Genomic DNA, 20,993 nt, shown 5'->3' on the forward strand with positions numbered 1-20,993 from the left:
AGCCACCATGCTCAAGAACTTCTGGTACGCGGTCGAGTTCGCGGACCGCGTTTGCCGGGCCCCGAGGCGCGTGACATGCCTGGGCCAGGACTTCGTCCTGTACCGCAAGCGCGACGGCGAGGTGGTGTGCCTGTCCGACCTGTGCGTGCACCGGGGAGCCGCGCTGTCGGCGGGCAAGCTGATCGGCGACAAGATCGCCTGCCCGTACCACGGGTGGCAGTACGAGCCGGACGGCGCGTGCAGCAGGATCCCCGCGAACCCGCCGGGACGCGGCATCCCGAAGAAGGCCCGCGTCGACTCCTATCCCATCCGCGAGGAGTACGGGCTGATCTGGGCGTTCCTCGGCGACCTGCCGGAGCACGAGCGTCCGCCCATCCCGCACTTCCCCGAGCACGACGACCCGTCCTTCGCCACCGTGTACGTCGAGATGGTCATCGAGGCCAACTATGAGCGGACGTTCGAGAACGTCGTGGACGCCTCGCATACCCCGTTCGTGCACGGCACCCGGTTCGGCAACCCGGACAAGCCGGAGATCCCCGACTACGAGATCGTCCAGGACGACTGGTCGGCGGTCGCCGACATCGGCCTCAGCCCGCCGCCCGCGAAGGGCCTGTGGTCGCGGCTCTACAAGGAGAAGCCGGAGGAGGTGCTGGTCACCAACGGCTGGTACCTGCCCAACATCGTGAAGCTACACGTCCGGCTGCCGTTCGGCGACATGATCCTCTACGACCACAACGTCCCTCTGGATCGGAACCGCACCCTCGTCAAGATCGTCGGGTACCGGAACTTCTTCACCGGCCGGTGGGCCGACCGCGACGCCCGCAAGCGGATCCGCAGCATCCTGCTGCAGGACAAGCCGGTCGTCCAGAGCCAGCGGCCGGAGCTGCTGCCCTACGACCTGGCCGACGAGCTGCACTTGCGCAGCGACTCCCTGCAGGTCGCCTACCGGCGGCGGCGCCGGCAGCTGATGGCCGCAGGCTGGTGGATCGGCGACGAAGCGCACCTGCCGGTCAACGGCGCGCGCGGCAGCGCGACCGTGATCCCCTCCCCCGCCCGGCGGGAGGACCCGGAGCTGGCCCGCGCCTGGCAGCACCGCGCCCGCGGCGGCGACCCGGTCCCCGCGGATGCTCCCGCAGGCGAGAACACCGCCACCGAAGGAGAGAACGAGTGAGCGTGTCGCCGCCCAAGGCACTGAGCGACCGGACGCTGGCGGTGCTGGCCGGCGTCGAGAAGCTGGCGACGGTCCGCGAGAAGGACCTCATCAGCCCGATGTTCCCCGAGCCGGTCGGCGCGCTGACGGTGCTGCGCGGCGAGCGGATCGCCAAGGTCGTCCGCATCGGCCTGACCGTGGAGCAGATCGGCATGGACAGCCACATGATCTTCGCGTTCACCGGCGCGGACTCGGCCGTCCCGCACTTCACGCTCGACTCGGTGCGGGCCGACGGCTACCTCGCCTACCACATCGACCTCGTGCCGCGCGCCGACCTGGGCGCGCACCTGGAGTACGTCAACGCGGTGTTCCAGCCGCTCACGCCGGTGTACGAGGAGGTCCGGGAGCGGTTCGGCCCGTCCACGGCCGCGATCGGCCCGCGCCAGCACGCCATGATGTCGCCCTGGATGCTCGTCGACCGGGCCGACGAGGAGCACTTCGCGGCGATGGGCGCCTACCTCGACCGCTACGTCGAGCACTGGCGCGACCTGCTGGTGAAGGACGTCCCCGACGACGTCCGCACCACGCTCGCCGACACCGACCTCGCCGCGCGCGACGCCCGCAACCGCGCCGCCCTGTTCAGCCCGGAGGTCGACCCGGTGTGGGGGAACGTCGCCCGGCTGCTCGGCGACGAACAGGCTGAGGAGTTGCGCGCCGAGCTGCTGACCAACGACCTGCCGGGAGGGGAGCGCGCCGATGCCTGAGCCCAGCGAGTGGCAGAGCCGGATCGAGGGCGAATGGCACGGCCGCCCGTCGCTGTTCGACGCCACCGGCACCTGGCGCGGATACGAGGACATCCGCCGGTCGTCGGTCTTCGAAGACGGCGTCACCACGTACTACATGGACGGCGGGCTGGAAGGCGGCGGTCCGCTCGCCGGACGGTTCCGCCTCGGCGCACCGTTCGCGTTCGGCGTCACCGACTCCGACAGCGACCGGGTCTACACCGGTCCCGACTTCCACGGCACCGGCCAGCCCTACGGCGGGTTCGTCGACGCGCATTACTACGGCCCGGGCTGGCAGGCCGACCTCAACACCTGGAACCACGTCCTGCCGGACGGTGAAACGCAGGTGTATTCGTCCACGCTGTACCAGGGCTGGACGGTCGTGGGCTGCTTCAACGGCGTCTACAAGCGCAGTACCGACTACGACTCCAACGCCGAGACCAGGGACGCCATCGGCCGGTTCCTCACGGCCGAGACCCGCAACGGCCCGGTCCCCTACATCCTCCCGACCAAGCAGCGCGGGGCGTACAGCGGAACGTGCGAGTTGTGGGGGGCTGACCAGAAACCGGCCGGCGAGGTCACGGTCTCGATCGAGCTGCAACCCCTCGACCTGCTGCGCACCCGCCAGCACGTCACCTGGACCGGCGCCGTCGACCGGACCTACACCGTGGAGGCCCGGCGCGACGGGTTCCGCTCCTTCTACGAGGGCCCGGACGCCTGGGGCAACGCGCAGGCGTTCGGCCGGGCCAACTACCCCGTCCTGCACTTCACCGACGTGTGGAAGGTCAAGGGACGCGAGTTCATGATCGACACGGCGCCGGGGATGAGCGCGGGCCGGACCCTCACCGTGGTGTACGAGCTGTTCAAGGGCAACGTCCTGGACGCCGTCCTGCACGGCGTCTTGACCTGGGAGGCCGCCGCGTGACCGGACCGGCGGTGGTCGTCACCGGCGGCACCCGCGGGATCGGTCTCGGCCTCGCGCGGGAGTTCCTGGCGCGGGGCGCCCGCGTCGCCGTCTGCGGCCGGACGCGCGAGTCGGTCGACAAGGCCCTCGCCGAACTCGGCGACGGCGCGGTCGGGGCGGTCTGCGACGTGGCCGACCGGGACCAGGTGCAGGCGCTCTGGGACGCGGCGGCCGAGGCGTTCGGGCGAATCGACCACTGGATCAACAACGCCGGGGTCTCCACGCCGCGCCGTCCGCTCACCGAACTGCCCGCCGGGCAACTCGAGACCCTGGTGGCGGCGAACCTGCTCGGCGTGATGCACGGCAGCGCCGTCGCGGTGCGCGGGATGACCGCTCAGGGCGGCGGCACCGTCTGGAACATGGCCGGGCTCGGCAGCGACGGCCGCACCGTCCCCGGCCTGATCGCCTACGGGGCGACCAAGCGCGGCACCGGCTACCTCACCTCCGGCCTTGCCGAGGAGGTCCGGGACGGCCCGGTCAAGGTCGCGCACCTGTCGCCCGGCATGGTCGTCACCGACCTGCTGACCAGCGGCTACTCCCCCGACGAACTGGAGAAGGCCAAGAAGGTCTTCAACATCCTCGCCGACCGGGTGGAGACGGTGACGCCCTGGCTGGCCGACCGGGTGCTGGCCGGGACGAAGAACGGCGGGACGGTCGCCTGGCTCACCACACCCAAGATCGTGGGCCGGTTCCTGCTCGCCCCGCTGCGCAAGCGCGACCTGTTCGGTGCCTCATGAGCGACTACCCGCCCGCGCTCGCCGCCGAGGACTTCGTGCCGGTGGCGCTCACCGCGCTCGGCGTGGCGCTGCTGCGGCGCCGGCACCCGCTGGTGCCCACCGCCGCCGCACTGATCGTGGCGGGCGGGTTCGCCAAGGCCGCCTGGAAACTGATCGTCGCCCTGGACGGCCCGGACCTGCCCTGGCTGCACGGCGCACTGTTCCCGCTGCTCGCGACCGGCTTCACCGCGCTGGCGGTCGCGCTGTCGCGGGAAGCGGCCCGTCCGCCGCATCCCGCTGCGTTCGCGGTGCCGCTGGCGGCGGCGCTCGCGGCCTCGGCGGCGCAGCGCGACACCTGGCCCGCGATGGTCTGGACGATCATCGCGGTGACCGTCGCCGCCGTCCTGCTGCTGCGGTCCGCCGCACGAGCGGGCGACCGGCTCGCGGCGACGCTCTTCGGCCTCTGGCTGGCCGGACAGTACGTGCTCGGCCCGATGGCGGCGCGGGCCGAGCAGTCCACCGCCTTGCAATGGACGGAGCAGTCCTGCAACACGCTAGCCCAGGCGGCCTTCGCGTTCGCCGCCTGGCGGCTCACCACGACGGCCCGGAGCGAGGAGGGAGTCGCCGCATGACGGACGCACTCGGCTGGCGGCGCAAGTTCGGCGTGATCGCACCGTCCACCAACACCATCGTCGAACCGGACTTCCACCGGATGGGCGTCCCCGGTGTGACGTCCCACTTCTCCCGCATCCACATCCGCGATCAGAACATGGCCGGGGATGCGGGGATGGAACGGCTGCTGGAACAGATCCGCGACGAGATCGGTGCGGCCTGCGAGCGGGTCCTGACCTGCGAGCCCGACTACATGGTGATGGGCATGTCCGCCGAGACGTTCTGGGGCGGCGTCGAGGGCAACAAGCAGTTCGTCAGGCAGATCCACGACATCACCGGGCTGCGGGTCGCGACCGGCGCCGAAGCGTGCGAGCGCGCCCTGAAGCTTTACGGGGCGCGGCGCATCGGCGTCGTCACCCCCTACCAGCCGGTCGGCGACGCCAACGTCCGCCGGTTCTTCACCGACATCGGCTTCGAGGTCGACCGGATCATCGGGCTGAAGTGCCCGACCGCCGTGTCGATCGCGCACGTCACCGAGGCCGAGCTGCGCACCGCGCTGCGCGCGCTGGCCGAGGGCGAGGTCGACGCCCTGGTCCAGTGCGGCACCAACCTGTCGATGGTCGCGACGGCGGACGAGGCCGAACGGTGGCTGGGCCTGCCCGTCATCGCCATCAACGCCGCCACCTGGTGGATGGCGCTCCGCGACAACGGCATCGACGACAAGGTGTTCGGCGCCGGCTCCCTGCTCCGCGACCACTGACCCGGCCATGACCAACGGCGGCTACGTCGACACCGAGTGGGGCCAGGTCCACTACCGGATCAGCGGCGCCTCCGGCCCCTGGATCGCCCTGTTCCACGAATCTCCACTGTCCTCCCGCGTCTACGAGCAGGTACTGCCCCAGCTGGGCCGGCAGGCCCGCGCCGTCGCGTTCGACACCCCCGGCTACGGCGCGTCCGACCCGCCGCCCGGTCCCGACTTCGAGCTCCCCGACTACGGCCGCGTGCTGGCGGAGGCGGCGGCCCGGATCGGAATGGAGAAACCGGTCCTCGGCGGCGTGCACAGCGGGGCCTCCCTCGCGCTCGCGGCCGCCGCCCACCTCCCCCCGGCGGGCCTGATGCTGAGCGGCGTCCCGCTGTTCGACGCCGAGGAGCGGGCACGCCTCATCGCCGGCTGGACGCCCGAGGCGCCGTTGGACGACCGCGGCTCCCAGTTCGCCTGGGCCGTCGAACGCTACCTGCGCACATGTGGACCCGACCTCCCCGGCGAGCTGCTCCACCTGGCCGTGGTCGAGTTGATGCGGGTCGCGGACCGCTATGCATGGGGCTACCAGGCCGCGTTCCGGTACGACCCGTCCGAGGTGCTCGCCGCGGCGGACGTGCCGGTCCTCCTGCTGAACGCCGAATCAGACAGGCTCGCGGCCAAGGACGCCGCCGCCCTCGAGTTGGCGCGCGACGCCCGCCTCGTCGTCCTGCCGGGCCTGCCCGGCCAGCCGCATCTCCGGGCCCCCGCCGACTTCGCCGCAGCCCTGCTGGCCTTCGCCCAAGAGGTGAACAGGCTCGGCAGGAACTGACGAACGCGGCCCCTGGACACGCCGGCGGCGTTACCAGACGGTTTTCGCGCGGGATCGGCCCGGCTACCCTCCACCGCGGCCGCGCCGACGGGCGCGAGGACGCCTCAGGCGGTCAAGCGGTATGCGGGGCCTTCCGCGCCGTTACTTTCGGCCCTTGGCGCACGGTGAACGCGACCGTGCTGGGGTTACCCGCCGCGGGCACTCCCCCACCGAACAGGCCGCCCTCAAAGTGCTCTACCTCGTCATCTGCCAACCATTGAAAGGCCGACCGAACATGACCGGCAGAACCTCCGAGCGGAAGGCAGCGCTGAACGCGCTGTCGCTGCACTACGGTGACCGCATCACCCTGAGCTGGAAGTCGATCACCACCTCACCCGCAGGCGCCCTCCATTAAACGCTCTGACTGCTGATTGAAGCGCCCCGGGTCGGGTGGAGGCTCGTTTCCCTGAGAGACATCCCAGGGTGTTTGGCTGTCAAGTAGCGAGCTCTGTCCGGTGTGGCCAGGCGGTTGCTTCGTCGTAGGATGTGCCGGTCTTGAGACAGCCGTGCAGGATGCCGACGAGGCGGTTGGCGAGTTGGCGCAGGGCGGTGTTGTAGTCGGCGTCCCGGGCTCGTTGTTTGTCGTAGTAGGCGCGGGCGCCGGGTGAGACGTTGATCGCTGTGGACGCCTGGGTCATGAGCGCGTCGATGAGCCGGTCGTTGTGCACGAACCGTGCAGCGACGACCTTCTTCTTGCCCGAGGCCCGGGTGATCGGGCTGGTGCCGGCGTAGTTCTTGCGGGCTTTGGCGGAGGCGTAACGGTCGGGATCGTCGCCGAACTCTGCGAGCACCCGGGCGCCGAGGATTGCTCCCAGCCCTGGCTGGGAGGTGATGATTTCAGCGGCCGGGTGCTGCCCGAAATGAGCCTCGACTTCCTTGCGCAGAGTCGTGACCTGCTCGTCCAAAGACCTGAGGACGGCGACCAGGGCGCTGGTCGAGGCCGCGTAGGCGGCGGTGACAACCGCTGGCTGGCCCAGGTGCTTGGTTCGTAGCGCGGCCTGTATCCGCGCGGCCTTCTCGGCCACCTTGTGGCGGCGCGCCCGCTTGAGCACCGCGCTGATCTGGGTGATGGTCAGCTTCGCTGCGGAGACCGGGTCAGGCGCCTTGGCCAGAAGTTCCAGCGCGTCCGGGGCGTCCAGATCCTCGAACGCCTTGAGGGCTGCGGGGAAGTAGTCCCTCAAGGCGTGCCGGAGCCGCTGAGTGTGGCGGGTGCGTTCCCAGATCAGCGTCTTGTGCATTCGCGCCACGACCTTGACCGCCTCGGCCTGCGCGGTATCCCCGGCGACGGGCCGCAACTGATGTGAGTCGGTGCGCACCATGTCGGCCAGCATGTGCGCGTCAGCGGCGTCGCTCTTGGCCCCGGACACGCCCAGCCGTTCGCGATAGCGGGCCGCCTGCAGCGGGTTGACTGCGAGCACCGTGTATCCGGCGGCGACCAGCGCCAGCACCCACGGGCCCCGGTCGGTCTCGATCCCGACAACCACCTCCGCATTCTCCTCGGCGGCGTCTCCGGCCTGCTCGGCGATCAGGGCATGCAGGCGCGTCATTCCCGCAGCGCCCTCCGGCAGCCGAGCCTTGGCCAGCCGCCGGCCCGAGGCGTCCATCACCTCGACATCGTGGTGGGGTCGGCACGGAGCGCGGTGACGGGATCTCTCCCGTTCCGTTTCTCCGTGCCGCCCTCCCGAACCGGACGTGCGAGTTGGCCCCGCATCCGGCTCTCCACAAGTCCCGTTGAGCTGTTGCCGTCTTCAGCGTGTGCTGGGCCAAGGAGATGGGATCTTCGTCCCTCGGGGGAGGTAGCGCGTGGTGACTACCGAGCCGGGGTTGAACAGGACGACTTGCCCATCGTGCGGCCACCAGCGGCCGTCGCAGAAGCGGCGACGCAGTTCCTTCCAGCCCGCGTTGGGGTATTTGCGCCTCAGCCACCCGAATACCTGACGCCAGACGATCATGCGCAGGTATTGGAAGGCGCGGGCGGAGACCCCGGGCCGGAAGTAGGCGGTCCAGCCCCGCAGCACCTGGTTGAGCTTGTGCAGCAGGACTGCCAGCGGCAGGCTCACGTTCATCCGGCAGATCGCCTTGGTCTTGGCCTTGATGGACCGGAGTGCCTTCTTGGCCGGGTAGTTGTAGACGTACTGCCGGTCGGTCCCTCGCTTCCGGTGGCGCTGGATGCGCCAGCCGAGGAAGTCCAGGCCCTCGTCGATGTGGGTGATCAAGGTCTTCTCCTCCGAAAGCCGCAGGCCGACGGTGGAGAGGACGTCCGCCACTTCGGGGAGCAGCGCCTCGGTGTGTTCCCGAGTCCCCGAAACCAGGATGACGAAGTCGTCCGCATACCGGATCAACCGGTAGTTGGGCAGCCCCTTCTGGCGTCGGGTCCAGCGCTGTTTCGTGGTCGAACGCGGCCCGCCCGGCGCCTGAGCGAAGTGCTCATCCAGGACCGACAGAGCCACGTTGGCCAGCAACGGAGACAAGATCCCCCCTTGCGGGGTGCCGGTGACGGTCTCCTTGGACGTGCCGACCTCAGTGAGGATTCCCGCCTTCAGGAATGCCTTCACCAGCGCGAGCACCCGCTTGTCCCCGATCCGTCTGCGCACCCGGTCCATCAGGGCCGAGTGGGAGATCTCATCGAAGCAGGCCGTGATGTCGTCCTCCAGCACCCATTCGTAGGTCTTGGACGCCAGAAAACGGGTCTCGGCCATTGCGTCATGTGCCCGCCTGTTAGGCCGAAAGCCATACGAGCACGGAGCAAAGTCCGCCTCGAAGATCGGCTCCAGCACCAACTTCAAGGACGCCTGCACCACCCGGTCAGCAATCGTCGGAATCCCGAGCCGACGACGCTTCCGCGTCCCCGGCTTGGGAATCAACCGCTCCCGGACCGGCACGGGCCGAAAGCTCCGTTCCCGGAGTTGCTCACGCAACCCGGCCAGGAACTCCTCGGTCCCGATCCGCTCACGGACGAAGACGGCGGTCATCCCGTCGACCCCGGCCGAGCGTGCGCCCTTGTTGCCCGCTACCCGCTCCCAGGCCATCAGCAGAAACCCGGGATCGGTGACGAGGTTGAACAGATCGTCGAATCGACGATGAGGATCGTCGTTCGCCCAACGGTGCAGCTTGGTCTGGATCTCCAGTACCCGACGCTCGGCCTGCAACAGGCCAGACGGCAGATCACTCGTATTCACCAGCGAACCTCCTGGTCTTCCAGTCCTTCCACCACAGACTTGCTGGCTCCCTTCGCCATGCAGCCGGCTTTCCCGGCCTCGGACTACTACGAAGCCTCCGCCCCGCCCGATGCCATCAGCAGACGTCGCGCCTGCCCTTCCACCGCGCTGGCTGCGCGGGGCGAGGGCGACACCGGACGGTTCCCACGTTCGTCACGAAGTCGATCGACGGGTGAGGCGTCCAGCTCTACCCCTGCGGCATCGCCACGACTACGCCGCAGACCTTCGTCGTGGCCTCCCCGAGGTGGTTCACATGGTCTCGGAGAGTTCCCCGCCCTCCCACAGCAGCGGGGACGCACCGCGCCCAGCCCATATCCGTCAGGTTTGAGCTGGTGGGCCGTTAAGGGGCGTCAGGCACTGGTTTCTCGCGTACACCTTCCCGTCTCGCTAACCGGACCCGCGCCGTCTGACAGTTCCAGCACGTCCCAGCGTTGTCGGGGCTGCTCCCACCCTCCCCGGCGACTCCCGGCTCAGGCTGCCCCCAGCTTCACCCAGCCGCTGCGACGGCCAGGAGGCGAAGGTCTCTCACCTCCACTCAACTTCGCGCGCATCGTGGCGCACGTGCGTCTCAGCCCAGTCATCGCCAACGAACAGTCGCAACCGTTTCTCCCGTCTCCACCCAGCACCGGTGAACAGCCCGCGGGAGAACCATCTGCGACCTAATGAAGCAGTGCTCGCGTCACGAACGGACGGGCACGACATCCCAGCAGCGATCAACTCTCCCGGCCAACCGGCAGGGGCGCGATCTCTCATCAGGACTCGAAGTCCAGGATCGAGGAGTGCTCACCCACCAGCGGCTACCGAGCACCGAGTCTCTCCGATTACGACCCGGTGGCGCTCATTAGGATCGAGTCATGGCAGCTCAGTCCCCCTATCCGCCTGAGCTGCGCAGGCGGGTGGTCCGTATGGTCGCCGAGGTCCGTCCGGACTATCCCAGCGAGTGGTCGGCGATGAAGGCGGTCGCGACCAAGCTGGGCGTCAAGCACGCTGAGACGGTGCGCAGCTGGGTGCGCCGGGCCGAGGTCGACACCGGTGTCCGGCAGGGAACCACGACCGAGGAGTCTGTGGAGCTCAAGCGGCTCAAGAGGGAGAACGCCGAGCTGCGCCGGGCGAACGAGATCCTGAAGGCGGCGGCGGGTTTCTTCGCGGCCGGGCTCGACCGGCCACACAAGTACTGATCGCGTTTATCGACGCTTTCCGCAAGGTGTTCGGAGTCGAGCCGATCTGCCGGGTGCTGTCCGAGCACGGCACCAAGATCGCACCGTCCACCTACTACGCCGCCAAGTCACGTCCAGCCTCGACCCGGGCCGTGCGTGACGAGTGGCTCAAGACCGAGATCACCCGCATCTTCGAGGCCAACTACCGGGTCTATGGCGCTCGCAAGGTCTGGCGGCAGCTTCAGCGCCAGGGCCACGTCGTGGCGCGTTGCACGGTCGAGCGGTTGATGCGTGAGCTGGGCCTGCACGGTGCCCGCCGCGGCCGCAAGGTCCGCACCACCGTCCGCGACGACGGGCACCAGCGGGCCACCGATCTGCTGCGCCGCGACTTCACCGCCCCCAGCCCCAACCGCCGCTGGGTGGCCGACTTCACCCACGTGAGCACCTGGGCCGGCGTCGTCTACGTCGCGTTCGTGGTCGACATCTTCTCCCGCGCCATCGTCGGCTGGGCAGCGGCGACCAGCAAGCGCACACGCCTGGTGCTGGACGCCCTCGACATGGCGCTGTGGCGACGCGACCGAGCCGGACGACCGGTCGGGCCCGGCCTGGTGCATCACTCCGATGCCGGGTCGCCCAATACACGTCTTTCCGGTTCACCACGCACCTGGTCGACGCCGGGATCGACGCCTCCATCGGCACCGTCGGCGACGCACTCGACAACGCGTTGATGGAGTCGGCGATCGGGCTCTACAAGACCGAGCTGATCAAACCGCGCGGACCATGGAAGAACCTGACCGGCGTCGAACTGGCCACCGCCCAGTACGTGGACTGGTACAACACCACCCGGCTCCACGGTGAGATCGGCCACGTCCCACCCGACGAATACGAGGCCGCCTACTACCGCCAGAACCACACAGAACTGCAGGTCACAGCCACAACCTAGAGCCTCCACCGAAACCGGGGCGCTTCACCTGGCAGAAGAACCGAATTCCATTACCTGCGACCGACCTGAGTCCCGACCGCCACCGCCCGGGCCCTGGGGTGGGTCACACCAGCATCTACCGGTACTTCTCCACCAAGGCCGTACTGCGGAAGCGGTCACGCGGTGATGGCTCGGCTGGTCATCATCGACGGCCTCGGCAGCAGCGATTTCAGCAGCGCCGTCCCGGACTCCACGGCGCGGGCCGTTGTCGACGCCACGGCGGTCTCCCATCATCCCGCCCATGCCGCCAAATGGCGGCGGCCCGAGGCTGCTGCCGCACTGAACGATATCTGCACCCTGCTCATCAACGGCCTGGAACCCTGGTGAGGAGTGCGTCCAGTTGTAGTACGGCAGGAGGACCATCTTGAGCTTCATCGTCATGACAGGTGCGACCGCCGGGCTCGGCGCGCACGCCGTGCAGCGGCTCGCACGACCGGGCACCCAGGTGATTGCCGGTGCGCGCGGCGGAGGCGCTCCGCCGGCGGGCTGCCAGGTGCTGCCGCTCGACCTTGCCTCGCTTGAGAGCGTGCGCGGTTTCGCCTGCGCTGTGCGGTCGCAGGTGGACGGTGCCGGGATCGACGTGCTGGTCCTCAACGCCGGAGCCCAGTTCTCGCGCGATGACCGGCGCAGCGCCGACGGATTCGAGACGACCTTCGCCGTCAATCACCTCGCCCACTACCTGCTCGCGCGGTTGCTCCTGTCCGCCATGGCTGACACGGGACGGATCGTCCTCACCACGAGCGACACTCACGACCCCTCTGTCATCCCGTTCGGGCCCAAGAGGCTGGATGTGGGAGCGCTCGCGCATCCGCCGAGGCGGGGCAGCGGGTTGCGCGCCTATGCCGCCTCCAAGCTCTGCAACCTGCTGACGGCCCGGTCCCTGAGCGCGCTCGACGAGGTGAAGGACCGCGGCATCAGCGTGATCGCGTTCAACCCCGGCCTCACCGGGGGCACGGGGCTGCTCCGCGGCCAGACACGGGTGAGGCGCGCTCTTGCTCCGGCGGTCCTGCCGCTCGTCGGCGCGTTGCTCGGCAGATCCCATCCCCAGTTCCATGTCGGAACGCCGGAGCGCGCCGGCGAGATCTTGGCCGAGCTGGCCCTGGGGACGGCCGTGCTGCCGCCCGGCCGTGTCTACGCCTCGCTGGTCAACGCGGAACTCACCTTTCCCGATCCGTCCGAACTGGCACGCGACGACGCCGTCCGCGATCTTTTGTGGCGGGAGAGCGCGGCCATGGTCGGCCTACCGGCCTGATCTCCGACCGTCCGCGTTGCCGTCCGCGTTGTCAGGCATCCGGAGCCGACCGGTCCACGCGCCGGGTCTCGGCCAGCACGGCGTACAGCAGGCCGCCGATCAGCGCCGCGTTCTTGTGGAACTGGATGCGCTGGAGCTTGCGGGCCGTCGGGTCCTCGATCTCCCAGAAGGCGTGCCCCGCCAGGGTCGTGGGAACGAGGGAGGCGGCGATCGCCATCGCCGAGAGCCGCGGTAGCACGCCGACGGCGAGCATGCCGCCCGCGACCGCCTGCACCGCCGCGTTGCCGCGGACGAGGAGCTCGTCATCGGCGGGCATCGGAGCGACCTTGCGGATCCTCGCGAGCAGGGGCGCCGCCTGCTGCACCCGGCCTCCGGGCTCGCGGACGGCGTCGGCTCCGAGGACGGCATAGGTCGAGCCGGTCAGGATGCGTGCGCTGGTGCGCATGAGTGCCGTGACCATGACGTTGAGTCCTTTCTGGTCGTGCGATCGATCAGCGTCCCGAAAGGGAGGGCAACAGCCTCTCATCGATCACAGCCGCAGGAGGCGCTCGGCGTTCTGGTGGGCGATTTTGGCTCGGTCGGGTTCGCTGATGGGTGCGGTGCGCAGGAATTCGGTGGCGGTGGGCATGTCCTCGAAGGGGTAGTCGGTGCCGAAGAGGATGTGCTCGGGGCCGAGGGCGAGCAGGGCGCACAGCAGCGGCGGCGCGGAGCAGACCCCGCTGGTGGTGATGTAGAGGTTGTGGCGCAGGTAGTCGGAGGGGTTCTCGCGGGCCAGCTCGACGCCGTGGTGGTTGTGGAATCCCCAGCGTGAGTCGAGCCGCCACAGCACGTAGGGCAGCCCTTCGCCCATGTGCCCGAGCAGGAGCTTGGCCTCGGGGAAATCGTCGAACACGCCGCCGAAGATCAGCCGCAGAACGTGCGAGGCGGTGTCGGTGCCCCAGCTCCACATCGGCCCGATGAGCTCCGGATGCCCGGACATCACGTGCGCGACGTCGACACCGTTGGCCGGGTGCAGGTACAGCGGGACGTCCAGGGCCACGGCGGACTCCCACACCACGCGCAGAGTGGGGTCGTCGAGGTAGCGGCCCTGGGTGTGGGCGTTGACGAGGGCGCCGTGCATGCCGAGCTGCGTCACCGCGCGTTCGAGTTCCTTCGCGGCGGCCTTCGGGTCCTGCAGCGGGAGCGCGGCGAAGCCGGCGAACCGGGTGGGGTTCTCCGCGATCACCGTGGCGAGCAGGTCGTTCACGGCGGCGGCGCGGGCGACGGCGGTCGCCGGGTCCGGTTCGGCCTGGATGCCCGGCGAGTTCAGCGACAGGACCTGCATGTCCAGGCCGGCGTCGTCCATCGCCGTGAGGCGGTCTCCGGTGAGGTCGAGCAGGCGCTTGGACGCCTCCCGCCAGCGCTCCGGCTGCGCGATGGACGCCGATCCGGCGCCGTAGGCCGCCAGGTCGGCGGTGACGAAGTGCTCCTCGAGACCGATCGTCCGCATCCCGTCTCCAATTCACCATTGTGCATTGACTTTATTGATGGTGAAGCATACGGTCCGGCGGTGTCAAACCTTCGGGGAGATGAGGAGGGCCGGATGACGGAGCCGGACACCGCGAACGGCGGCTCGGACGCGCAGGGGGAGGCGATGGTGGACGTCGCCGTGGTCGGCTACGGACCCGTGGGCATGGCGGTGACGGCGTTGCTCGGGCAGGCAGGGCGTCGCGTGGTCGCTCTGGAGCGGTACGCCGGGCTGTACAACCTGCCGCGAGCCGCGACGTTCGACGACGAGACGATGCGCACACTCGCCCGGCTCGGTGTGGCCGAGCGCCTGCTGCCGAACCTTCGCGTGCAACGCACGTACGAATGGCGCAACGGCGGCGGCGACCTGCTCATCGAGCAGCAGTTCACCGAGACCGGGCGCAGCGGGTGGGCCGAGTGGTACATGATGTACCAGCCCGATCTCGAGGAGGCCCTGGACGACGTCTGCCGATCGCTGCCGACGGTGCAGGTCCGGCATTCCAGCCCGGTCGTGGATCTGGAGCAGGACGGCGAAGGCGTCCTGCTCACCATCGAGGGCCCGCAGGGTACGGAGCGGATCGCCGCTCGATACGTCGTGGCCTGCGACGGTGGGAACAGCTTCGTCCGGCGACGTCTGGGCATAGGCCAGCAGGACTACGGCTTCTCCGAACCGTGGATGGTGTGCGACTTCCGCTTCCGCCGCCCGGTGGACGTCCCACCGGCGCTGCAACTGGGGGATCCGCACGGCCCGACGTCGATCATCTCGATCGGACTCGCGCACCACCGCTTCAGCTTCATGCTCGATTCCGAGGCCGACTTCGAGGTCGAGCGAGAGCCCGACCGCGTGTGGCGGCGAGTCGCCCGCCACCTCGGCCCCGACGACGCCGAGCTCATCCGGGTCGCCACCTACACCTTCCGCTCACTGATCTCCGACGACTGGCGGCGAGGCAGGATCGTCCTGGCCGGGGACGCCGCGCACCAGATGCCGCCGTTCCTCGGCCAGGGGATGTGCTCGGGCATCCGCGATGCCCAGAACCTGGCGTTCAAGCTGGACCTGATCCTGCGCGGCGTCTCGCCGGACGACCTGCTCGACACCTACCAGCGCGAACGCGAGCCGCACGTGCGGGCGGTGACCGAGAAGGGCATCGAGCTCGGGCACATGCAGACCATCCGCGACCCCGAGCGCGCGGCCGCCCGCGATCGGGAACTGCTGGCCCGGCGCGCCGCGGCTCGGGAATCCGAGACCTTCCGCTTCCCGGGACTGGCCGACGGTCTGCTCGCCAGAGACTCGGGCCCTGGCCGGGGCCTGCTGTCCGTGCAGGGCGTAGTGGACGACGGGAGCCGCCGCGACCGGCTCGACCAACTGGTCGGTGCCGGTTTCCACCTGATCGTCGACCAGGCCCTGCTCGCGCGCCTCGACCGGCCCGAGATCCTGGCCGCACTGCGGCGGGCCGGCGTGCAGGTCGTCGCCCCGGGCGAGCAAGCCGCCGAACACCCGGACGTGGCCGTGGTGCGCGACGTCCACGGCACCTACCGGCGCTGGTTCGCCGACCTCGGCTGCTCGGCCGCCGCCGTCCGGCCGGACTTCTATGTCTTCGGCACCGCCGGAGACGCCGATGCGACGACGGCGCTCGCACGAGAGCTGCTGGCGGTGGTGGGCGGACTGGCCACCGAACGAACCGACTCGACAACAGGAAGCTCGGAGGATCGGCATGCGGACCATCGGTCTTGAGGAGCACTTCCTTACGCACGAGTTGGCTAGTCATGTGGCGCCTTCGGCTGCGATCGCCAAGCCCGCGGTCTGGGAGGACGCCTTCCGCCGGTTGCTCGATTTCACCGGTGAGCGTCTGGACGGTATGGACCTGGCCGGCCTGGACGTGCAGGTCCTGTCCCTCATGTCTCCCGGGATCCACGCGGAGACCGATCCTGCGGCAGCCGTCACGAAAGCCGCGGCGGTCAACGACCTGCTCGCCACGGTCATAGCGGAGAACCCCACCCGCTTCGCCGGCTTCGCCGCCCTGCCGCTGCAGAACCCGAAGGCCGCGGCGAGAGAGCTGGAACGCGCCGTCACCCAGCTCGGGTTCTGCGGCGCCATGGTGAACGCGCACACCCAGGGCCGCTACCTCGACGACCCCACACTGCGCGTGGTGTGGGAGTCCGCCGTGGCCCTGGACGTCCCGCTGTATCTCCACCCCGCCAACGGTGTCGACGTCGCGCACGTGATGTCCGGGCATCCGGAGCTCATCGGGCCGATGTGGAGCTGGGGCACCGACACCGCCTCGCACGTTCTGCGGCTGATCTTCGGCGGCGTGTTCGACGATTTCCCCGAGGCCAAACTCCTGCTCGGGCACATGGGCGAAGGGCTGCCCTACGTGCTGTGGCGGCTCGACTCACGCTGGGGATTCCACAACCACCACGGCGTCGAGCTGGCCCGCGAGAACCCCTCCGACTACCTGCGCCACAACCTCTACATCACCACCAGCGGGGTCTGCTCCGCGCCGCCGCTGCTGTGCGCCCTGCTCGCCCTCGGCCCCGAGCACATCCTCTTCGGCACCGACTACCCCTTCGAGGACATGCCCACCGCCACCGAATTCCTGCGCACCGCACCCATCAGCGAACCCGACCGAGCCAAAATCGCCCACCAGAACGCCGAGCGCCTCCTGCGGCTCTGAGCGGGACCTGAACCTGTTCCATCGAGTGAGAGAGGGAATCGTGACCGACGACTTCGACATCGTGCAGATCGGCTGCGGCCCGGTCGGGCAGACTTTCGCCGCGCTGCTCGGACAGGCAGGGCACCGGATCGGAGTGTTCGAACGGTGGCCCGACCGCTATCCCCTGCCACGGGCCGGCCACTTCGACCACGAGGTCATGCGGGTCTTCCAGTCGATCGGTATCGCCGACGAAGTGGAGAAGCGTGCGATCGCCCTTCCCGACTACGACTGGATCAACGGTGACGGCCGGCTGCTGATGCGTCTGGACTGGAACGTGCCGACACCTTCCGGCTGGAAGTCGGACTACATGTTCTACCAGCCTCATGTGGAAGACGAGTTGTCGCGCGCCGTTCAGCGCCATGAGAACGTCTCGGTCCACATGGGCTGGGAGGCCGTGGAACTCGTCCAGCACACCGATCACGTGGAGATCACTCTTCGTGAGGGCCGCAGGGCGTCCGACGGCTGGCGGCCCACCGGCCGTACCCGCACCGTGAGGGGCGGACATGTCGTCGGAGCGGACGGTGCCGGCTCCTTCGTCCGGCGAGCATCGAACATCGACTGGGTCGATTTCGGGTTCTCCGAGGACTGGATGGTGCTCGACGTCCGACCGCACGATCCCGACATGGACATCGACATGCCCGAGGCGGCGCAGATCTGCGACCCGGCTCGCCCGGTGACGCTGTTCCGCTGGCTGGGTCGCGAACATTCCCGCTGGGAGTTCATGCTGCTGCCGGGCGAGTCCGCGGAGCAGATGGTCGCTCCCGACGTCACCTGGGACCTCCTCTCACGGTGGGGGCTGCACCCCGGTAACGCCGACATCGTCCGCAACACCGTCTACACGTTCCGATCACTGCTCGCGGAATCGTTTCAGCGGGATCGCGTCTTCCTCATCGGCGATGCGGCCCATCTGATGCCTCCCTTCATGGGGCAGGGCATGTGCTCGGGGATCCGAGACGCCGCCAATCTCGCCTGGAAACTCGACACGGTCCTCGAACGCATCACCGGCCCGTCTCTCCTGGAGACCTACAACTCTGAGCGCCGCCCCCACGCCCGCGAGCTGATCCTCGCGTCCATGGACCTCGGCAGGATCGTCTGCGTCGCCGACACCGAGGCGGCAGCACAGCGAGACCAGGCATTCCTGAGCGGGCAGGCACCGCCCCCGCCGACTTTTCCGATACTCACCGGCGGCCTCCTCCACCGCTCGGCCGCCGACGCGGTGGAGGCGCCGGCCGGGCAGCTCAGCGTCCAAGGCCGGGTGCTCTATGACGGTCGAGTCGGGCGCATGGACGACCTGCTCGGCAACGCGTGGACCTTGCTCAGCCGCAAGGCCGAACCTGAGAGCGCGCTCAACGGGGAGCAGCGACGCCTTCTCGAGGTCCTCGGCACCAGGTCGGTGCACGTGACCCGCGCGACCATGCCCGCCGACTCCGCTGCCGTCGACCTGGATGCCACCTATACGCGATGGTTTGCCACCCTGGACGCGGACGTCGTTCTTGTTCGTCCCGATCACCACGTCTTCGGGGCGGCCAAGGCCGATCGCCTCGGCGACCTCGTCGACGACCTGCGACGCCAACTGCCCATCCTGCTGGACACGGACGCCGCCTAACAGCCGGCGCACGGACGACGTCGAGTGGTCCGTGCATGAATCACGGCGTCCGGGGCGGCCCTGCAGAATGGGGCCGCCCCCATCACAGGCGTAGCAGGCGCTCGGCGTTCTCGTGTGCGATCTTGTGCTTGGCCTCCTGCGGAAGGTCGGCCTGCTCGAAGAAGGGCAGGACGCCCTCATTGCCGATGAACGGGTAGTCGACCGCGAAGACGATGCGCTCCAAGCCGACCACCTCCAGGCAGAATCGCAACTGCGCCTGGCTGAACATGCCGCTGGGAGCGATGTGGACGTTCTGCCGGAAGTACTCCTCGAAGGAGCGCTCCAGTTTGGTCGCGCGCTGGGGCAGCGCCTCGTTGATGCGGTCCAGGTAGAAGGGGATCATCTCGCCCCAGTGGCCCAGGATGATCTGAAGCTCGGGGTACCGGTCGAAGGTCCCGGAGTGGACCAGGTGAAGGAAGTGGACCGCGGTCTCCTGGTGCCAGCCCCAGGCGCTGGTCTGCAGGCGGGTGGCGACCACGGGTGACAGGCCGCCCAAGTAGTCGCTCTCGGTGATCGTGCGCGGCGGCACGCCGGGGTGCAGGAAGATCGGCACGTCGAGGGCGGCCGCCTTGGCGAGGATCGGGTCGAAACGCGGAGCGTCGAGGAACTCCCCGTCGGTGCGTCCCAGGATCATGGTGCCGACGAAGCCGAGTTCGCCGACGCAGCGGTCCAGCTCGTCGGCGGCGGCCCCGGGGACGGCGGTCGGCAGGGCGGCGAAGGCGGCGAAGCGGTCGGGGTAGGCCCGCACCGCGGCGGCGGACCTGTCGTTGGCTGCGCGGACGACTTCGGGGGCGACGTCCGGCGGCACCTGCTGGGGGCCGAGGCAGGACAGCACCTGCATGGTGATGCCGCCTGCGTCCATGTCGGCGATCCGCCCCTCGGCCAGGTCCATCAGCACCTCACCGGGAGGCGAGTAGGGCAAACCGGACGCCGGCGCGTACGCGGTTCCGAAATCGGGGCTCAACGCGGTCGCGGCAGGCGCGGCCGCCCTGCTGACGGCCGGATCGACGAAGTGCTCCTCGAGAGCGATGATCTTCACTGGCCGGTTCCTTTCGATGCCGCAGGCGGGCGGCAGGTCGTCGGGTGCTGTTGCCGGCTCTCCACGGCGATGCTGAACAGCCGGTCGGATGCGACGGTACGGGCTCGGGTGCCTGGCATCGCCGTCCCCCGGGACGTCCCACCGAAACGATGCGTGCACAGGCGCAACAGGCGTTCGGCGTTCAGGTGGGCGTTCTGAGAGTCGGCCGTGGCGCGATGACCGGTCGACCATCGGGGGCTTTCACTATTGTGCATTGACTTTATGGATAGTGAAGCATACGGTCCGTCAGTGTCAAACCCGGCGCCGACCCCGGCGCCACCGCACGGCAGAAGGCGGGAGTCTTTCCGATGCACCTCACCACTTCCGGTCCGCTGTCGCGCGGCGTCGCCGCCCGGCGCGCCCTGCTGCCCCTGACCGCGTGCTTCGCCGCGCTCGAGGGCTACGACCTCGCCTGCTACGGGGTCACCGTCCCGTCCCTGCTCGGCCGTGCGGGCATCGGGGCCGACAAGTCCTCCGCCGGAACCGTCGGGTCGATGGTGGCCGTGGGGATGCTCGCCGGTGCGACGCTCGCCGCCGTGCTGGTCCGCAGGCTCGGCAGCCGCCGCCTCATCCTGGGCGGTGCCGCGCTGTTCTCCGCCGGCATGCTGATCTGCGCCCTCGCGCCGACGTTCACCATCTTCGGCATCGCCCGCCTGATCGTCGGAGCCGGGCTCGGAGTCGTCCTGCCGACCGTCACCGCCTACGTGGCCGATGTGTCGGCGCCGGGGCACGGCAGCCGCAATGTCGGGATCATGATGGCCGGCTATCCGGCGGGCGCGCTGCTCGCGCCGCTGCTGGGAACCGCGCTGCTGCCAGACGCGTCCTGGAGGTGGATCTATCTGGGCGGCGCGGTGCCGGTGCTGGCCCTGCTGCCACTGTCGGCCCGGCTGCTGCCGGAGAGTCCGGTGGCGCCCGCCCGCGACAGCGGCGAACCCGGCAAGGCGGGGGACCTGTTCGGACTGGGGCCGCTGCTCGCCCGCGGCGTGCGCATGGCGACGCTGCTGTTCTGGGTGATCTCGTTCTGCGGTCTCCTGCTGGTGTTCGGGATCAGCACCTGGCTTCCGTCGATCATGGTGGCGGGCGGCTATTCGCTCGGTTCCTCGCTGCTGCAGACCGCGGCGATGTGGGCGGGGGCGGGCGTCGGCATGGTCGCCGGCGGGCGGGCCGCCGACAGGATCGGCACCAAGCCCGTCGTGGTGATCGCCTTCCTCACCGGGGCCGCGGGCCTGGCCGGGCTGAGCGCGCGGCCACCGCTGTGGGCGCTGTTCGCCCTCATGTTCGTCAGCGGCCTGGGGTTCATCGGGTCCCAGGCGCTGGTCAACGCGCTCATCGTCACCCGCTACCCCCTCGCCCTCCGCGGGACCGGCATCGGCTGGGCCCTGTCGGCCGGACGGTTCGGCGCGATTCTCGGCCCGACGGCGGGCGGCTGGATCCTGTCCTCCGGCCTGTCCATCGAATGGAACTTCTACCTGTTCGCGGTGCCGGGTCTGCTCGGCGCGGCGCTCGCCGCGGTGGTCCCCGCCCTGCGGACGGGGGGCGCCGTCGCCGGCGGCCCCGGCTGTCCCGCCGACCGGGACCCAGGCCTCGACGGGCGCACGGCAACGCCGTAG

Annotated in this window: 17 protein-coding genes, 3 pseudogenes and 1 other annotated feature; of the genes and pseudogenes, 15 read left to right on the forward strand and 5 right to left on the reverse strand. The window is 69.5% G+C overall.

What is annotated here, in order from left to right:
- Positions 1 to 7: 7 nt before the first annotated feature.
- From QP089_RS03195 to QP089_RS49010, 8 genes and pseudogenes are all read left to right on the forward strand, one after another.
- The gene (locus QP089_RS03195; RefSeq protein ID WP_285909652.1) at positions 8 to 1,171 is read left to right on the forward strand and encodes an aromatic ring-hydroxylating dioxygenase subunit alpha; all 1,164 of its coding nucleotides are present in this window, start codon (positions 8 to 10) and stop codon (positions 1,169 to 1,171) included.
- The gene (locus QP089_RS03200; RefSeq protein WP_285909654.1) at positions 1,168 to 1,914 is read left to right on the forward strand and encodes a hypothetical protein; all 747 of its coding nucleotides are present in this window, start codon (positions 1,168 to 1,170) and stop codon (positions 1,912 to 1,914) included. The genes QP089_RS03195 and QP089_RS03200 overlap by 4 nt, the downstream gene beginning before the upstream one ends.
- Complete coding sequence (locus tag QP089_RS03205; RefSeq protein WP_285909655.1) at positions 1,907 to 2,857, forward strand: hypothetical protein; 951 nt, start codon at positions 1,907 to 1,909, stop codon at positions 2,855 to 2,857. Before QP089_RS03200 ends, QP089_RS03205 begins: the two co-directional genes overlap by 8 nt.
- Positions 2,854 to 3,633 (forward strand): SDR family oxidoreductase, encoded by a 780-nt coding sequence (locus QP089_RS03210; RefSeq protein WP_285909657.1) that lies wholly within the window; start codon positions 2,854 to 2,856, stop codon positions 3,631 to 3,633. The genes QP089_RS03205 and QP089_RS03210 overlap by 4 nt, the downstream gene beginning before the upstream one ends.
- Positions 3,630 to 4,244: a hypothetical protein gene (locus QP089_RS03215; RefSeq protein ID WP_285909659.1), complete on the forward strand. Its 615-nt coding sequence runs from the start codon at positions 3,630 to 3,632 to the stop codon at positions 4,242 to 4,244. Before QP089_RS03210 ends, QP089_RS03215 begins: the two co-directional genes overlap by 4 nt.
- Positions 4,241 to 4,984 (forward strand): maleate cis-trans isomerase family protein, encoded by a 744-nt coding sequence (locus QP089_RS03220; protein WP_285909660.1) that lies wholly within the window; start codon positions 4,241 to 4,243, stop codon positions 4,982 to 4,984. The genes QP089_RS03215 and QP089_RS03220 overlap by 4 nt, the downstream gene beginning before the upstream one ends.
- A gap of 7 nt (positions 4,985 to 4,991) precedes the next feature.
- On the forward strand, positions 4,992 to 5,795 hold the full coding sequence (locus QP089_RS03225) for an alpha/beta fold hydrolase (RefSeq protein WP_285909661.1): 804 nt from the start codon (positions 4,992 to 4,994) through the stop codon (positions 5,793 to 5,795).
- 184 nt (positions 5,796 to 5,979) lie between these two features.
- Positions 5,980 to 6,189: pseudogene (locus QP089_RS49010) on the forward strand (hypothetical protein); the annotation flags it as partial.
- Positions 6,190 to 6,268: 79 nt separating this feature from the next.
- Here the strand turns inward: QP089_RS49010 and QP089_RS03230 are convergent.
- A pseudogene (locus QP089_RS03230) lies at positions 6,269 to 7,456 on the reverse strand (IS110 family RNA-guided transposase); the annotation flags it as partial.
- Between the two features lie 126 nt (positions 7,457 to 7,582).
- A complete protein-coding gene (ltrA, locus tag QP089_RS03235; RefSeq protein ID WP_285909662.1) occupies positions 7,583 to 9,013 on the reverse strand; it encodes a group II intron reverse transcriptase/maturase in 1,431 nt (476 codons plus the stop codon).
- Between the two features lie 893 nt (positions 9,014 to 9,906).
- On the opposite strand from ltrA, the pseudogene QP089_RS03240 reads away from it, so the two are divergent.
- From QP089_RS03240 to QP089_RS03250, 3 genes and pseudogenes are all read left to right on the forward strand, one after another.
- Positions 9,907 to 11,152 (forward strand): annotated as a pseudogene (locus tag QP089_RS03240) (IS3 family transposase).
- Positions 10,188 to 10,316: a sequence feature (AL1L pseudoknot), on the forward strand. It overlaps the preceding pseudogene by 129 nt.
- Positions 11,153 to 11,317: 165 nt before the next feature.
- Positions 11,318 to 11,518, forward strand: coding sequence for a hypothetical protein (locus tag QP089_RS03245; RefSeq protein WP_285909663.1), 201 nt, complete (start codon positions 11,318 to 11,320; stop codon positions 11,516 to 11,518).
- 37 nt (positions 11,519 to 11,555) lie between these two features.
- Complete coding sequence (locus QP089_RS03250) at positions 11,556 to 12,443, forward strand: SDR family NAD(P)-dependent oxidoreductase (protein ID WP_285909664.1); 888 nt, start codon at positions 11,556 to 11,558, stop codon at positions 12,441 to 12,443.
- 31 nt (positions 12,444 to 12,474) lie between these two features.
- On the opposite strand, the gene QP089_RS03255 is transcribed toward QP089_RS03250, so the two are convergent.
- Together QP089_RS03255 and QP089_RS03260 are read right to left on the reverse strand one after the other, a co-directional pair.
- Positions 12,475 to 12,903 carry a DoxX family protein gene (locus tag QP089_RS03255; RefSeq protein ID WP_285909665.1) on the reverse strand — a complete coding sequence of 143 codons (429 nt, stop codon included), beginning with the start codon at positions 12,901 to 12,903 and terminating at the stop codon, positions 12,475 to 12,477.
- A 69-nt stretch (positions 12,904 to 12,972) separates the two neighbouring features.
- Positions 12,973 to 13,932 (reverse strand): amidohydrolase family protein, encoded by a 960-nt coding sequence (locus tag QP089_RS03260; protein WP_285909666.1) that lies wholly within the window; start codon positions 13,930 to 13,932, stop codon positions 12,973 to 12,975.
- Here QP089_RS03260 and QP089_RS03265 point away from each other — a divergent pair.
- Genes QP089_RS03265 through mhpA form a run of 3 tightly spaced genes read left to right on the forward strand, consistent with a single transcriptional unit; the run spans position 13,906 to position 18,266 of the window.
- A complete protein-coding gene (locus QP089_RS03265; RefSeq protein ID WP_285909667.1) occupies positions 13,906 to 15,681 on the forward strand; it encodes a bifunctional 3-(3-hydroxy-phenyl)propionate/3-hydroxycinnamic acid hydroxylase in 1,776 nt (591 codons plus the stop codon). The two genes, QP089_RS03260 and QP089_RS03265, sit on opposite strands and share 27 nt — an antisense overlap.
- 34 nt (positions 15,682 to 15,715) lie before the next feature.
- Positions 15,716 to 16,621 (forward strand): amidohydrolase family protein, encoded by a 906-nt coding sequence (locus QP089_RS03270; RefSeq protein WP_285909669.1) that lies wholly within the window; start codon positions 15,716 to 15,718, stop codon positions 16,619 to 16,621.
- Positions 16,622 to 16,661: 40 nt separating this feature from the next.
- Positions 16,662 to 18,266: a bifunctional 3-(3-hydroxy-phenyl)propionate/3-hydroxycinnamic acid hydroxylase MhpA gene (gene mhpA, locus QP089_RS03275; RefSeq protein ID WP_285909670.1), complete on the forward strand. Its 1,605-nt coding sequence runs from the start codon at positions 16,662 to 16,664 to the stop codon at positions 18,264 to 18,266.
- A gap of 82 nt (positions 18,267 to 18,348) precedes the next feature.
- On the opposite strand, the gene QP089_RS03280 is transcribed toward mhpA, so the two are convergent.
- The gene (locus QP089_RS03280; protein WP_285909671.1) at positions 18,349 to 19,344 is read right to left on the reverse strand and encodes an amidohydrolase family protein; all 996 of its coding nucleotides are present in this window, start codon (positions 19,342 to 19,344) and stop codon (positions 18,349 to 18,351) included.
- Positions 19,345 to 19,691: 347 nt separating this feature from the next.
- Here QP089_RS03280 and QP089_RS03285 point away from each other — a divergent pair, with 347 nt between their 5' ends.
- The gene (locus QP089_RS03285) at positions 19,692 to 20,993 is read left to right on the forward strand and encodes an MFS transporter (protein ID WP_285909672.1); all 1,302 of its coding nucleotides are present in this window, start codon (positions 19,692 to 19,694) and stop codon (positions 20,991 to 20,993) included.

Source organism: Actinomadura opuntiae (assembly GCF_030283205.1).
Lineage (GTDB): Bacteria > Actinomycetota > Actinomycetes > Streptosporangiales > Streptosporangiaceae > Spirillospora.

What these genes read in the sequence shown, in the direction of transcription:
- QP089_RS03195 (WP_285909652.1), top strand. Translation starts at nt 8, where the DNA reads ATGCTCAAGAACTTCTGGTACGCGGTCGAGTTCGCGGACCGCGTTTGC.
- QP089_RS03205 (WP_285909655.1), top strand. Translation starts at nt 1,907, where the DNA reads ATGCCTGAGCCCAGCGAGTGGCAGAGCCGGATCGAGGGCGAATGGCAC.
- QP089_RS03215 (WP_285909659.1), top strand. Translation starts at nt 3,630, where the DNA reads ATGAGCGACTACCCGCCCGCGCTCGCCGCCGAGGACTTCGTGCCGGTG.
- QP089_RS03220 (WP_285909660.1), top strand. Translation starts at nt 4,241, where the DNA reads ATGACGGACGCACTCGGCTGGCGGCGCAAGTTCGGCGTGATCGCACCG.
- QP089_RS03225 (WP_285909661.1), top strand. Translation starts at nt 4,992, where the DNA reads ATGACCAACGGCGGCTACGTCGACACCGAGTGGGGCCAGGTCCACTAC.
- QP089_RS03245 (WP_285909663.1), top strand. Translation starts at nt 11,318, where the DNA reads ATGGCTCGGCTGGTCATCATCGACGGCCTCGGCAGCAGCGATTTCAGC.
- QP089_RS03255 (WP_285909665.1), bottom strand. Translation starts at nt 12,903, where the DNA reads ATGGTCACGGCACTCATGCGCACCAGCGCACGCATCCTGACCGGCTCG.
- QP089_RS03260 (WP_285909666.1), bottom strand. Translation starts at nt 13,932, where the DNA reads ATGCGGACGATCGGTCTCGAGGAGCACTTCGTCACCGCCGACCTGGCG.
- QP089_RS03285 (WP_285909672.1), top strand. Translation starts at nt 19,692, where the DNA reads ATGCACCTCACCACTTCCGGTCCGCTGTCGCGCGGCGTCGCCGCCCGG.